Genomic DNA, 12,815 nt, shown 5'->3' with positions numbered 1-12,815 from the left:
AACAGAAGAGGAGGAAATCAGCATGGTAGATTATTCAACTTCGGTACTATCACTCGTACCAGCTTTACTCGCCATTATTATGGCCATCACAACACGGAAAGTCATTCCGTCACTCGGTGTCGGGATTATCGCAGGGGTGCTACTGCTTCACAATTTCAACCCGCTCGAATCGATTCAGTATTTATGGTCAAACATCATCGCGCTATTTTGGGCGGATGGGGCCATCAATGAATGGAACGTGCTGTTGATCGCGTTCTTGCTCTTGCTTGGTATCTTGTCATCCATCATTCAAACGTCGGGCGGAGCCCGTGCGTTCGGAGAATGGGCCGCTTCAAACGTCAAGACAGCCCGCGGTGCTCGTCTCGTCTCGTTCGGACTTGGGATTTTGATTTTCATCGACGATTACTTTAACAGTTTAGCCGTCGGGAACATCAGCCGACCGCTCACAGACCGTAAAAAAGTATCACGTGCAAAACTCGCCTACATGATTGACTCGACTGCCGCACCGGTCTGCGTCATCAGCCCGCTCTCGAGTTGGGGAGCTTATATCATCGCCATCATCGCAGGTATCCTGGCGAAGTATTCGATTGATAGCTACTCATCGTTCTCAGCGTTCATCCAAATCATCCCGATGAACTTCTATGCCATCTTCGCACTTATGTTGACGGCGTATGTCGCTTACACGGGACTCGCGATCGGACCGATGCGTACACATGAGCTACGTGCCCTTCAAGGAGAGCTCTACGATTCATCGAAAGGCGCACCGATGGGGATGAGTGAAGATATTAAAGAACACGATGGCGGGAAAGTCCGCGACTTGATTGTCCCAATCATCGTGTTGATCATTGCCACTGTTTCAGCCATGTTGTACACAGGTGGACAGGCGCTTGCCGCTGACGGTCAGAGCTTCTCGTTGATCGGAGCGTTCGAATCAACAGACGTGACACGTTCCCTCGTAACGGGTGCTGTCATCAGCTTGATTGTCGCCCTCTTATTGTTGATTGGCCGCAAGATTCCGGCGAAAGACTATGGACAAGCGACATGGGGCGGAATTCGCGCCATGTGGCCAGCCGTGCTCATCTTGTTGTTTGCTTGGACGATTATCGCCGTCATCGGTGACATGAAGACAGGTGACTACTTGGCAAGTTTTGTCACAGATTCGATTGCAGCGTCTTACTTGCCGCTCATCTTGTTCGCGATCGCTGGTCTGATGGCGTTCTCGACAGGGACGAGCTGGGGGACGTTCGGTCTCATGCTTCCAATCGGGGCAGACTTGATTATGGCCGTCGATCCGGAACTGTTGCTCCCGACACTCGCGGCGGTGCTCGCTGGTGCGGTGTTCGGTGACCACTGCTCACCGATTTCGGATACGACGATCCTCAGTTCGACGGGTGCCGGATCGCACCATATCGACCACGTGTTGACACAACTTCCATACGCGTTGATTGCGGCTGGTGTGTCAGCGGTCGGGTATTTGGTCCTCGGGATCACAGGCTCGATGTGGATCGGCTTCTTCGCGGCATTCGCGACGTTTGTCGTGGTCCTTGTCATCGCGCAAATCATTTCTAAACGCGGACGCGTGCCAGCTGATATGCGCGCTGAACGCGAAGCGTAATTCATCTAGATTAAAGGCGTGCCACCGCTCGTGGCACGCCTCTTTTTTGTATTGGCATAGGTGTCGATGCACAAACAAGCCCTGCCACAGGAGTGACAGGGCTTGCTGATTAGTTGACGTCCAACCACTTGAAGCTAGCGTCAGCTCCGAACGGATGGCGGTGCATGTTTTGAATGTTTGAGCGTTCGAGGTACGCTTCACCTTTTTGATAGATCGGTGCGATCGCGAAGTCATCTTCGAGCAAGATGCGTTCTGCTTCTTGCATCGTTTCCCAACGTTTCATTTGATCAGCTTCTTGTTTCGCGCTTTGGATCAATTTATCGTACTCGTCGTTCGAGTAGGCCATCCGGTTGAACGGACCGTCCGTTACCCACATGTCGAGGTACGTCATTGGATCCTGGTAGTCAGGGCCCCAGCCAGCAGCTGAGACGTCGTACTCACCTTTACCTTCAAGGTCAAGGAAGTTTTTGAACGGCTGTTGCTTGATGTTGAGCGTGAGGCCAGGGAGGTTCTTCTCGAGCTCACCTTTGATGTACTCGTTGACTTTCTTGAACGCTTCTTCATCACGTGAGAGGAATTCAAGTTCGATCGTTTCGACGCCAAGCTCGGCAAGACCTTTATCCCATGCCGCTTTCGCTTCGTCGACGTTGTAGCTTTGAAGGTCTGGATACTTCTCGCGGAAGTCGGCTCCGTCTTCTGTGAACGTGAAGTCTTTCGCGACGATATAGTTGGCCGGCTGTGAGCCGTCTGTCAAGATGACGTCTGTGACACCTTGCTTATCGAAGCCTTTCGCGAGCGCCTCACGAATGTTGACGTTTTGGAGTGCTTCGTTTTTCTGGTTGAAGCGAAGGAAGTTGATGCGTGCGTCGGCACGAGTCTTGAACTCTTCGCTGTCTTGGAATTGTGGTACGAATTCAGACGACAAGAGCGTGTAGTCGACTTCGCCCGATTCGAACAAGTTGACACCCGTCGCGACTTCTTTGACGACTTTGACGTTGATCGTCTCCATCTTGACGTTTTCAGCATCCCAATAGTCCGGGTTCTTTTTGTACACCCAACCTTCGTTGTCTTGCCAGCTGTCTAAGACGTAAGGCCCGTTGTAGAGCGTCTTATCGACCGCGCTCGCGAACGACTCGCCTTGCTCTTCGACGAATTCTTGCTTTTGTGGCATGTACGTCGGGAACCCTGTCAACCCGAGGAAGTAAGGGGCTGGTGCTTCCAATTGAACTTCGAGCGTCTTCTCGTCGACCGCTTTCGCGCCAAGCGTATCGAGTTCTTCTTCGCCTGCGAGAATCTTATTGGCGTTTTTCAAATCTTGAAGGATATACGCGTACTCGGCACCTGTCTCAGGATTGAGGGCACGTTTCCATGAGTAGACGAAATCTTCAGCTGTGACCGGTGAACCGTCTGACCAATTCGCGTCACGCAATTTGAAGGTGTATGTAAGTCCATCTTCTGAAATTTCTACGTCTTCAGCAATTCCCGGTACCGGTTGGTTATTTTCATCCAGACGATACAGTCCCTCGAAGACGTTGTTCGTCACGATGACCGATGTCGAGTCCGTTGTGAGCGTCGGATCGAGCTGTGGTAAATCTGTCGCCGAGACGAGCGTGATTTCCTTCTTCGCATCACCCGATGATGATCCGTCCGACGAGCTCGACGATGATTCTTCTCCGCCGCCACATGCTGCTGTCGCAAGCAAGGCGACACCCGATAAAGCTAACCATTTTTTGTTGCGCATTGTGTTACCTCCCGAAAATTCTGATTGTTTCGAATATATTGCAATTAAACTACAAACAAGATGAATAGGCAATAAAATTTTTTTAATTATTCGAAAATATAAACATTAGTGAAACACCTATCTAAACGCCTTTGGTTTCAGTAGAATAAGGAAATCATCGAATGATTATACATTATTGATGAATAGTTATTCGTCAGACGTCAACTTGCTTTGGAGGGTTTTTGAATGAAGTCACAGTCAGCCGGAATCGGCTTTTTTGGACTCGCTGCCATGGTCATCGGAACGATGATTGGCGGAGGGGCATTTAATTTACCGGGAGCGATGGCGCAAGGTGCCGGGGTCGGTTCGGTATTGATCGGTTGGACGATCACGGGCATCGGCATGGTCATGCTCGCGTTCGTGTTTCAATTTTTAGCGAATACGCGTCCTGAGCTTGAAGGCGGGATTTATGCCTATGCAAAGGAAGGGTTCGGCAAGTTCGTCGGTTTCAACAGCGGGTGGGGTTATTGGATGTCCGCGTGGATCGGGACGGTGGCGAACATCACGTTGATCTTTAGCACGCTCAGTTATTTCTTCCCGATCTTTTCGGTAGAGCATCGGGCGTTTCGATTGATTATGAGCGTGATCGTGATTTGGGGGCTGTTCTGGATCATCTCGCGAGGGATGAGAGAAGCGGCACTCCTCAATATCGTCACGACAATCGCGAAGCTCGTCCCAATCTTTTTATTTATCATCCTTATCTTGTTCGCTTTCCGGATCGACACGTTCCAAATCGACTTTTGGGGTCAGTCGGGCTTCAGCTGGTCACAGGTGTTCCCGCAAGTGAAATCGACGATGCTCGTAACGTTATGGGCGTTCGTCGGCATCGAAGGAGCGGTCGTCTTATCATCACGGGCCCGTCATAAACGAGATGTCGGACGAGCGACGGTGATCGGACTGGTTGGGACACTCGTCATTTATATGATGATCTCAATCCTATCGTTCGGGGTGATGACCCAAGAGCAACTCGCGTCACTGGCGGAACCGTCGATGGCGTATGTGCTTGAGGCGGTCGTCGGTCCCGTCGGTGCGACACTCATCAATATCGGCCTCCTCGTCTCGCTCTCAGGTGCGTTGCTCGGGTGGACGATTCTCGCGACAGAGATTTCTTATGTGGCAAGTCGCGACGGGGTGTTCCCGAAATTGTTCAATCGGCTCAATCGGAATGAGACGCCGGTGAGTGCCTTGTTCATCACGCAAGTCTTCACACAACTCGTCACTATCATTGCACTCTTCTCCGAACAGACCTATTTGGTGCTCTCGAGCATTGCCGGGATCGCGGCCCTCGTCCCGTACTTGTTTTCCGCCTTGTTCGGTTGGAAAGAGGCACGACGCACAGGGACGCGCTCGATGCTTGTCATGTCGGGCATCGCGACCGTTTACGCGGCATGGCTCCTCTATGCGTCGGGTGTCGAATATATGCTCATCGCGATGATTCTTTACGCGCCGGGCGTGTTCGTCTTCATGCTAGCCGAACGTGAACAGGGCCGTCCGTTCCTGAGCCGTCTGCAATATATGATTGCGGTCGTCATCCTGTTGGCGGCCACGTACGGCGTCTATGGACTATGGACGGCCACGATCAGCCTATAAAAAAAGTCATCGAACGTCGTGAAGACGTCCGATGACTTTTTTATTGCTTTCCGCCCGTTAACAGGCGAACGACTTCAATCGGAGGCATCGGCTTGGCGTACAAGAAGCCTTGGAACGAATCGCAGGCAGTTTGCTTCAAATGATCGAGCATCTCTTGGTCCTCGACGCCTTCGGCGACGACGTGCAGATGTAGGCTCTTGCCGAGATGGACGATGACATCGAGCAAGTGCGACTTCGAGGCGAGCCAATCGTCTAAAAAGACTTTATCGATTTTCAGCTCGTCGACCGGGAACGACTTCAAGTATTGGAGTGAAGAGAATCCAGTTCCAAAGTCGTCAATCGACAGGCGATAGTCGAGCCGCTTGATTTGATTCATCCGGGCGATGATTTCATCCGTTTGTTGCATGACGAGACTTTCCGTGATTTCGAGAATGATGTCGGACGGGTTTAAATTGAGCTGTTGCTTGATATTTCGGAGCGTATTGATGAAGCTGTCGCTCCGGAATTGGTTCGGTGAAATGTTGACAGCCATCGACAACGGATAATCGACGAGTCGTTGCCATGCTTTCAACTGTTTGGCGGCCTCAAGGATGACCCAGTTATTAATCGGGACGATCAGCGCCATCTCCTCGGCGAGCGGGATGAACTCCGACGGCGGGATTTGACCGAGCTCATCGTGATGCCAACGGAGAAGTGCCTCGAACCCGATGAGCCGGTCGGTCTTCAACTCGAACTTTGGTTGATATTCCAAATAAAAGTGTTTTTCCTCGAGCGCTTGATAGAGCGCTTTTTCGATATGGATTTGACGTGAGAACGCGTCGTCCATGTCTTTCGTGACGAACTGAATCGTGCCGACGCCAATCCGTTTCCCTTTGAACAAGGCGCTCTCGGCACGCGTATAAAGTTCTTCTAATGAAGATGTGGCCGATGGATAGAAGACACAACCGATGGAAATCGACACCATGATCGAGTGATGATAAATCCGGAACGGTCGTTGCAGTTCATGTTGCAATTGACGCAACAACTGGAACACTTCCTCTTTCGACTCTTCAAAGAACAGAAGTCCAAACAAGCCGCCCGACGGATGGAACATGACGCTCGTCTCAGGCATGAACTGAGTGGCCCGGTCTTTGATTTGGACGAGTAGTTCGTTGCCGACACGGGAGCCGAACGATTCGTTGATGATTTTAAAGCGATCGATGTCGAACAAGGCGACATGGACCAAACCATCCCTTTGATCGACAGTTTTCAAGACGTGGGCATATTGGCGAAGCCACCCTTTTTTATTTAATAGACCGGTCAAATCGTTATGATAGGCGAGGTAGTTGACCTCTTGCTCGAGCCGTTTTTTATCCGAGACGTCAAATCCGAAGGCGGTATATTGCACGACTTCGCCTTCTTCGCTCAAGATTGGGACGACCGTCAAATTGAGCCAGCACGTGTTCGCCGTATGACGTTCCGAGCGGATGGGCATCTCGCCGTTCCAAATACGGTCGGTCGTAAGCGCTTGAAGCACGTCCTCGGCGATCGGGTCATTCTCGAATGACGGATGGATGAGCTCGAACCAATTACGACCGATAAATTGGTGGTCGGGGGCCCCGATCAATCCGCATAACAACGGGTTGACCTCGGTGATTTCCCCATACGCGTTCGCAGCCAGATAATAAGTCGACTGCTCAATCATCGCCTGAAAATGATGGAGTAAGTTGAACTGTTCCGTGCTGATGAGCGGACTAAATCCTTTCGGCAGAAACGCAAGGAAGTAGCCCGTATAGTTGTTGATGGAAAAAGATTGTAAATAAGCAGTCGCATAGACGACTGATCCGTTTTTATGTTTGAACGGCGTCATCGCCGTCGTCGAGAACGGATATTGAAGGAGCATCGGTGACCAGGATTCAAGCGCATCCTGTAAGTGTTGGACAACAGGGAGCGGATGGTGAAGCACCTCGTCTCGTCCCCATCCGAACAGCGTTTCCGCATATTCGTTCCACAGCAGGACGTTGCCATCGAGATTGATGTAACAGCATGGGACAGATAAAGCATCGATGAACTCGTCAATCGGCAAATCGCGCAATGAAGCCACAGCATTTCCTCCAATCTACATCAAATGAATCGTACTCTACGTTCAGTGTACCTTATTTTCCCAACCCGAGGAATGGGCAAGTTGGTCGTTGTCAAAAGAAAGACGGTCATCATATACTGAAGGAGTAAGATAGTTTTTTTGATAAGGGGGAAATCAAATGTCAAAGACACAAGAAGTGATTGAATTGACAGAGAAGTTCGGGGCGCACAACTATCATCCACTTCCAATCGTCATCTCGGAAGCGAAAGGGATCTGGGTGACGGATCCAGAGGGGAACCGCTACATGGATATGTTGAGTGCCTATTCGGCCGTCAACCAAGGTCATTGTCATCCAAAAATCATTCAAGCGCTCAAGGATCAAGCGGATAAAATTACGCTGACGTCACGGGCATTTTACAATGATCAACTCGGTCGTTTTTACAAAAAAGTGGCAGCGCTTACAAACAAACAGATGGTGTTGCCGATGAACACGGGTGCGGAAGCAGTCGAAACGGCTGTCAAAGCATCACGTCGCTGGGCGTATGAAGTGAAACAAATCCCAGGCCAAGCGGAAATCATCGTCTGCTCGGGCAACTTCCACGGCCGGACGATGGCGGCGGTGTCGATGTCGACAGAAGCGGAATATCAACGCGGATTCGGGCCGCTATTGCCAGGGTTTAAAGTCGTGCCGTACGGTGACATCGATGCGTTCGAGGCGGCTATCACTGAAAATACGGCGGCGTTCATTGTCGAACCGATTCAAGGCGAAGCCGGGATCATCATCCCACCGGCTGGTTACTTGAAACGTGCCAGTGAGCTCTGCCAGCAGCATAATGTCTTGTTCGTGGCCGATGAGATTCAATCGGGGCTCGGTCGCTCAGGCAAATGGTTCGCCATCGAATGGGAAGATGTGGAGCCGGATATGTATATTCTCGGAAAAGCGCTCGGGGGCGGCGTATTCCCGGTATCATGTGTCGCAGCCAATGAGAGCGTCTTGAGCGTATTCAATCCAGGGTCGCACGGGTCGACGTTCGGCGGGAACCCGCTCGCGGCAGCCGTGTCGATCGCGTCGCTTGAAGTGTTAGAGGAAGAACAACTGCCACAACGTTCACTTGAACTCGGGACGTACTTCATGGACCGATTGAAATTGATCGACAATCCGCTCATCAAAGATGTACGTGGACGCGGTCTGTTCATCGGAATCGAATTGACAGAAGCGGCACGTCCTTATTGTGAAGCGCTCAAAGAGCGCGGTCTGCTCTGCAAAGAGACGCATGAGACGGTGATTCGTTTGGCGCCACCACTCGTCATCACGAAAGAAGAGCTCGATGAGGCGTTCGAGGCGATTTCAGCCGTGTTCGCACCAGCCGCTATTTCGTGATTGCGCATCGCTTGTTATAATGAATACAGACTTAAACACCTGTCTCGCGACGTGCTCGCGGCAGGTGTTTTTTTGAAGGGAGACGGGGCCATGCTCTATGTATACGTCGGCTTGGCGGGAGCGCTCGGTGCCTTGGCACGTTATGGGATCGGGACAGGCATCGAGACGTTTTGGATCGGTCTGTTTCCGCTCGGGACGCTGCTCATCAATTTATCAGGAAGTTTCGCGCTCGGTTGGCTGACACACTTTCTGTTTCGGTCCGGACGTCTCTCCCCGAGTGTCGTCACCGCGGTCGGGACAGGGTTCATCGGCTCGTTTACGACGTTCTCGACATTCAGTGTGGAGACGATTGAATTGTTAGAGGCTGACGCATTCGGTTCAGCTCTGCTTTATGTGACGCTCAGTCTCGGACTTGGGCTGTTCAGTTCATGGCTCGGATTTTGGTTTGGGCGGCGACGGTTCGATCGGGCTGTCATGCGAGAGGGGGGAGTACGATGACGCTTCTCGTCATCATGATCGGCGCGTTCTTCGGGGCGATGGCGCGATTCGGGGTCGGTCAGTTCGTCAAAACCCGGACGACATCGGCGTTTCCGTGGGCAACGCTCATCGTCAATGTGACTGGTTCGTTTGGACTTGGGTATTTATACGGGGCGAGTGTTCACCAAACGCTCATGCTCGGTATCGGTGTCGGCTTTCTCGGTTCGTTCACGACGTTCTCGACGTTCAAGCTCGAAGTGATGCGGTTCGTCGCCAAAGACTGGCTTCGTTTCGGGATGTATTTGCTTGCGACCTATGTACTTGGTCTGTTTGCTGCCTATCTCGGTTATCATCTGCCATGAAAAATCCCTCGGAAACTTGTTCCGAGGGATTTGCTTTATTCGCTAAGTTGCAGTTTTTCAGCACAGGATGGGCACGTGTTCTCGTAAGACTCGCACTGCTCATCCATCTGTTTCCCGCATTCTTGACATGTCTTGTCCGGTAACTTCCGATAAAATTCGACGGAAGATTCAAGTCGGCTTGCCCATTCATTCATTGTAACTGCCCCCTTTATTTAAGTAACGTAGCTGTTATGTTGTTTTGATTGTATTATAACAGTGGTGTATAAGTCAATAATAATATATAACAGATTTATAAATCGGATTTTGTTAGAATGAGAGTACAGAAAACGAGGTGAGACGGATGAAAGCACCCCAGTGTGAAACAATCGCCATTCAAAGTGAAGATGTGACGGTGTTACAACGGGCACTGACAGACCTAGATGCGGTTCGAGTCAGCCGATTGTTCAAGGCGTTCGCCGATCCGACCCGGCTCAAAGTGTTGTACGTCCTGACGTTAGAACGGGAACTGTGCGTCTGTGACGTGGCGGCCGTGATCGGACATTCAAACGCGACGGCGTCGCATCATTTACGGACGTTGCTCGAGCAAGGGCTTGTCAAATATCGAAAAGAAGGAAAAGTCGTCTACTACTCACTCGACGATGATCACGTCCGGCTACTCGTCGAGATCGCGATGGCCCACAGTGCCGAACAAATTGATGCGTGACAAAGAGCCAGCTGGGATTCCAGTCGGCTCTTTTTTCGGTTGTAATTGTGATGGAACAGCGTTACGATATATTCAAATGAACATTTGAATGTAAAGGGGCGAGATAATTATGAAACGGGATGTATTACCTGTCGAAGGGATCACATGTACGAACTGTGCCGCCAAAATCGAGAAAAGCGTGACGGGAGAGGACGGTGTCGCCGCTTGTCAAATCGATTTTGCGACAAGTCGAATGATTATCGAATGGGATGATTCGAAGGATCACACGAAGACGCTCCGCGCCATCGAAGCGACGATGGGGCGAATTGAACCGGGAGCACATTTTGTCAAAGACGAGGCGGAAGTGCCGATGTCGGGTCGCTTATTGTGGCGGTTTGGCGTCGCGTTCGCCCTGCTGCTCGTCGGTCTGTACACCGATTTGCTCTTTGTGTACGCGATTGCCTATGTGGTCGCAGGCTATGACGTCGTCTATGCCGCAATTCGCAACGTATGGCATCGGGAATGGTTTGATGAAAAATTTTTAATGTCGATTGCGACGATCGGTGCGATTGCGATTGCGGAGTATCCGGAAGCGGTCGCCGTCATGCTGTTCTACCAGCTCGGTGAATACTTCCAAGCGCGGGCCGTCCACGCCTCGCGACGGTCGATTCAATCGCTGTTGAACATGAAACCGACGATTGCGCGCGTGTTCGAAGATGGACGAGAAGTAGAAAAACGTCCTGAAGAGGTCGCAACCGGTAGCATCATCATCGTTCGAGCAGGCGAACAGATCCCGATGGACGGTCGTGTGCTGCGAGGCTCGAGCTCATTGGATACGGCGTCGCTGACAGGTGAGTCGTTACCACGCCCAATCGGTCCCGAGGAAGACGTCCTTGCGGGAATGGTCAACCTTGACGGGCGGCTCGAAATACGAGTCGAACGCCCGGCGACTGAATCGAGCCTGCAAAAAATGATTGCCCTCGTCGAACAAGCGAGCATGAACAAGGCGAGAACGGAACAGATGATCACGCGGTTGGCGAAAGTATACACGCCGGTCGTCGTCGTGCTCGCGGCGGTCGTCGCATTTGTTCCACCACTGTTTGTCGGAAATCTCGAGGAATGGGTATACCGGGCCTTGATTTTCCTCGTCATCAGTTGTCCATGCGCCTTGGTGATCTCGATTCCACTCGGCTATTTCGGTGGGATTGGAGCAGGTTCACGGCGGGGCATCCTAGTGAAAGGCGGCGAATATTTAGATGTGCTCGCCGAAGTCGATACGGTCGTATTCGATAAGACCGGTACGCTCACGACCGGCCGCTTTGAAGTGACCGATGTCGTGACAAACGGGGAGCTGACGACAGACGAGTTGCTTCAGCTTGCCGCCCGTGTTGAGATGGCCTCCACGCATCCGCTCGCAAAAGCAATCGTCGAGCATGCGGGTCCAGTCGCACCGTTCTCGATGATTCAAGAAGAACCGGGATACGGGTTGATGGCGATCGACGGTGAAAACCGCATTTACGTCGGCAGCGCCCGCTATGTTCAAAAATTGGGTTATCCAACCCCGGCGGAGACATCGGGGACGATCGTCCATATCGTCAAAAATGACCGTTGGCTCGGCCGAATCGAGTTGAGAGACCAAGTGAAGCCAGATGCGCAAGAAACGATTCAAGCTTTGAAGCGCTATGGTTATCAGACGGTCATGTTGACCGGGGACCGGCAAGAAGTCGCAGCCGCCGTCGGTTCGGCAATTGGAATCGATGAAGTGAGAAGCGAATTGCTTCCGCATCAAAAAGTCGCAGAAGTCGAACGGTTGGCGGCAACTGGCAAGGTCGCTTTTGTCGGTGACGGATTGAACGATGCGGCGGCGCTCGCACGAGCCGATGTCGGACTCGTGATGGGCGGCGTCGGGAGTGATGCAGCGGTCACGGCAGCCGACCTCGTGCTGATGAACGACGCTCCGCGAGACGTCGTGGCAGCGATTGAATTAAGTAAGCGGACACGGCGGATTGTTTGGCAAAACATCACGTTCGCGTTCGGTATGAAGGCGCTCTTCCTCTTGCTCGGTCTCTTCGGACTAGCCTCGATGTGGGAAGCCGTGTTTGCTGACGTCGGGGTTGCCTTGCTCGCCATCGGGAACGCCGCACGTCTCATTCATTCCAAATAAAAAGACCTCACAATGGAAATTGAGGTCGAGGGATCGTCTCATTGGAGACGGTCTTTTTTTCGTGTTTTGAAGAGGAGAAACAGCAAAACGAGCAGTGCGGCGATGAGCAAGATGGCAATCGACGTGAGGGCTTGAATCAACACATCGATTTGATTCTCGGTCGCGACGAGTTGTTTGCGGATGTCTTCATACTGTAGTTTCTTCAATGCGCGCAAATCTTCGAGGATCGTTTGGCGCTGATCGGTCATCGTCTCGGCTAGCTCGGTCGCGGCCTCGAGATCGCCGCGCTCATAAAAGACAAGCACTTCGGCGGCGCCTTGCTCCCATATTCCGTCACGGTAAAGCAAATCAATCAGCGAGCTCGGTGTGTGCGGGTCGTTCGTGATCGACGTCTTCAACTCTTCAGCTTGCTGGGACATACTGTAATACGATTCTAAAAAACGCCGGTCTTCGTAGGCGAGCAACCCGCGAATGGCGTTGGCTCGTTCAATGTTAAAATACATGATCTCTTCGATGGCATCATAGGAATCGAGGCGTTGACTATGAATCGACTCGAGTTGATGTCTCGTGTCTCGAAGTTGAAACCCAAAACCCGCAAGGATCAGCACGGATAAAAGTGACAACAAGATGAGTAAGGTCAGCCATTTCTGTTGGGACACGGTCATCCCTCCTTCCATACAATCGTACAATATTTACCGATTT

Annotated in this window: 11 protein-coding genes; 7 read left to right on the top strand and 4 right to left on the bottom strand. The window is 51.7% G+C overall.

Features of this window, described 5'->3' with window-relative positions:
• Positions 1 to 22 precede the first annotated feature (22 nt).
• Positions 23 to 1,615 (top strand): Na+/H+ antiporter NhaC family protein, encoded by a 1,593-nt coding sequence (locus KNP64_RS10545; protein WP_214793112.1) that lies wholly within the window; start codon positions 23 to 25, stop codon positions 1,613 to 1,615.
• A 109-nt stretch (positions 1,616 to 1,724) separates the two neighbouring features.
• Here the strand turns inward: KNP64_RS10545 and KNP64_RS10540 are convergent, their stop codons facing one another.
• Entirely contained in the window at positions 1,725 to 3,356 is a 1,632-nt protein-coding gene (locus tag KNP64_RS10540; protein WP_138859993.1) for a peptide ABC transporter substrate-binding protein, read from the bottom strand.
• A 225-nt stretch (positions 3,357 to 3,581) separates the two neighbouring features.
• Between KNP64_RS10540 and KNP64_RS10535 the strand changes: the two genes are divergently transcribed.
• Positions 3,582 to 4,985 carry a basic amino acid/polyamine antiporter gene (locus KNP64_RS10535; RefSeq protein WP_214793115.1) on the top strand — a complete coding sequence of 468 codons (1,404 nt, stop codon included), beginning with the start codon at positions 3,582 to 3,584 and terminating at the stop codon, positions 4,983 to 4,985.
• A 40-nt stretch (positions 4,986 to 5,025) separates the two neighbouring features.
• On the opposite strand, the gene KNP64_RS10530 is transcribed toward KNP64_RS10535, so the two are convergent.
• Complete coding sequence (locus KNP64_RS10530; RefSeq protein ID WP_214793118.1) at positions 5,026 to 7,068, bottom strand: EAL domain-containing protein; 2,043 nt, start codon at positions 7,066 to 7,068, stop codon at positions 5,026 to 5,028.
• 157 nt (positions 7,069 to 7,225) lie between these two features.
• On the opposite strand from KNP64_RS10530, the gene KNP64_RS10525 reads away from it, so the two are divergent.
• The 3 genes from KNP64_RS10525 to KNP64_RS10515 all read left to right on the top strand — a co-directional run bounded on the left by KNP64_RS10525 (position 7,226) and on the right by KNP64_RS10515 (position 9,267).
• Positions 7,226 to 8,428 carry an ornithine--oxo-acid transaminase gene (locus KNP64_RS10525; protein ID WP_214793121.1) on the top strand — a complete coding sequence of 401 codons (1,203 nt, stop codon included), beginning with the start codon at positions 7,226 to 7,228 and terminating at the stop codon, positions 8,426 to 8,428.
• Positions 8,429 to 8,518: 90 nt separating this feature from the next.
• A complete protein-coding gene (gene crcB, locus KNP64_RS10520; RefSeq protein WP_138859989.1) occupies positions 8,519 to 8,926 on the top strand; it encodes a fluoride efflux transporter CrcB in 408 nt (135 codons plus the stop codon).
• Positions 8,923 to 9,267 (top strand): fluoride efflux transporter FluC, encoded by a 345-nt coding sequence (locus KNP64_RS10515; protein WP_214793124.1) that lies wholly within the window; start codon positions 8,923 to 8,925, stop codon positions 9,265 to 9,267. The genes crcB and KNP64_RS10515 overlap by 4 nt, the downstream gene beginning before the upstream one ends.
• Before the next feature lie 35 nt (positions 9,268 to 9,302).
• Here KNP64_RS10515 and yhfH read toward each other — a convergent pair whose 3' ends face one another.
• Positions 9,303 to 9,461: a protein YhfH gene (gene yhfH / locus KNP64_RS10510; protein WP_021065246.1), complete on the bottom strand. Its 159-nt coding sequence runs from the start codon at positions 9,459 to 9,461 to the stop codon at positions 9,303 to 9,305.
• Positions 9,462 to 9,607: 146 nt separating this feature from the next.
• On the opposite strand from yhfH, the gene KNP64_RS10505 reads away from it, so the two are divergent.
• Positions 9,608 to 9,970 carry an ArsR/SmtB family transcription factor gene (locus tag KNP64_RS10505; RefSeq protein ID WP_214708921.1) on the top strand — a complete coding sequence of 121 codons (363 nt, stop codon included), beginning with the start codon at positions 9,608 to 9,610 and terminating at the stop codon, positions 9,968 to 9,970.
• A 109-nt stretch (positions 9,971 to 10,079) separates the two neighbouring features.
• On the top strand, positions 10,080 to 12,113 hold the full coding sequence (locus KNP64_RS10500; RefSeq protein ID WP_251126403.1) for a heavy metal translocating P-type ATPase: 2,034 nt from the start codon (positions 10,080 to 10,082) through the stop codon (positions 12,111 to 12,113).
• Between the two features lie 38 nt (positions 12,114 to 12,151).
• On the opposite strand, the gene KNP64_RS10495 is transcribed toward KNP64_RS10500, so the two are convergent.
• On the bottom strand, positions 12,152 to 12,778 hold the full coding sequence (locus tag KNP64_RS10495; protein WP_138859985.1) for a hypothetical protein: 627 nt from the start codon (positions 12,776 to 12,778) through the stop codon (positions 12,152 to 12,154).
• Between the last annotated feature and the right edge of the window lie 37 nt (positions 12,779 to 12,815).

Source organism: Exiguobacterium sp. s64, assembly GCF_018618035.1.
In the GTDB taxonomy this organism is placed as follows: domain Bacteria; phylum Bacillota; class Bacilli; order Exiguobacteriales; family Exiguobacteriaceae; genus Exiguobacterium; species Exiguobacterium mexicanum_A.
The sequence above is the reverse complement of the archived record's forward strand: the minus strand, read 5'-3'. Positions and strand labels throughout refer to the sequence as shown.

What these genes read in the sequence shown, in the direction of transcription:
- KNP64_RS10540 (WP_138859993.1), bottom strand. Translation starts at nt 3,356, where the DNA reads ATGCGCAACAAAAAATGGTTAGCTTTATCGGGTGTCGCCTTGCTTGCG.
- KNP64_RS10495 (WP_138859985.1), bottom strand. Translation starts at nt 12,778, where the DNA reads ATGACCGTGTCCCAACAGAAATGGCTGACCTTACTCATCTTGTTGTCA.
- KNP64_RS10500 (WP_251126403.1), top strand. Translation starts at nt 10,080, where the DNA reads ATGAAACGGGATGTATTACCTGTCGAAGGGATCACATGTACGAACTGT.
- KNP64_RS10525 (WP_214793121.1), top strand. Translation starts at nt 7,226, where the DNA reads ATGTCAAAGACACAAGAAGTGATTGAATTGACAGAGAAGTTCGGGGCG.
- KNP64_RS10515 (WP_214793124.1), top strand. Translation starts at nt 8,923, where the DNA reads ATGACGCTTCTCGTCATCATGATCGGCGCGTTCTTCGGGGCGATGGCG.
- crcB (WP_138859989.1), top strand. Translation starts at nt 8,519, where the DNA reads ATGCTCTATGTATACGTCGGCTTGGCGGGAGCGCTCGGTGCCTTGGCA.
- yhfH (WP_021065246.1), bottom strand. Translation starts at nt 9,461, where the DNA reads ATGAATGAATGGGCAAGCCGACTTGAATCTTCCGTCGAATTTTATCGG.
- KNP64_RS10535 (WP_214793115.1), top strand. Translation starts at nt 3,582, where the DNA reads ATGAAGTCACAGTCAGCCGGAATCGGCTTTTTTGGACTCGCTGCCATG.
- KNP64_RS10505 (WP_214708921.1), top strand. Translation starts at nt 9,608, where the DNA reads ATGAAAGCACCCCAGTGTGAAACAATCGCCATTCAAAGTGAAGATGTG.
- KNP64_RS10545 (WP_214793112.1), top strand. Translation starts at nt 23, where the DNA reads ATGGTAGATTATTCAACTTCGGTACTATCACTCGTACCAGCTTTACTC.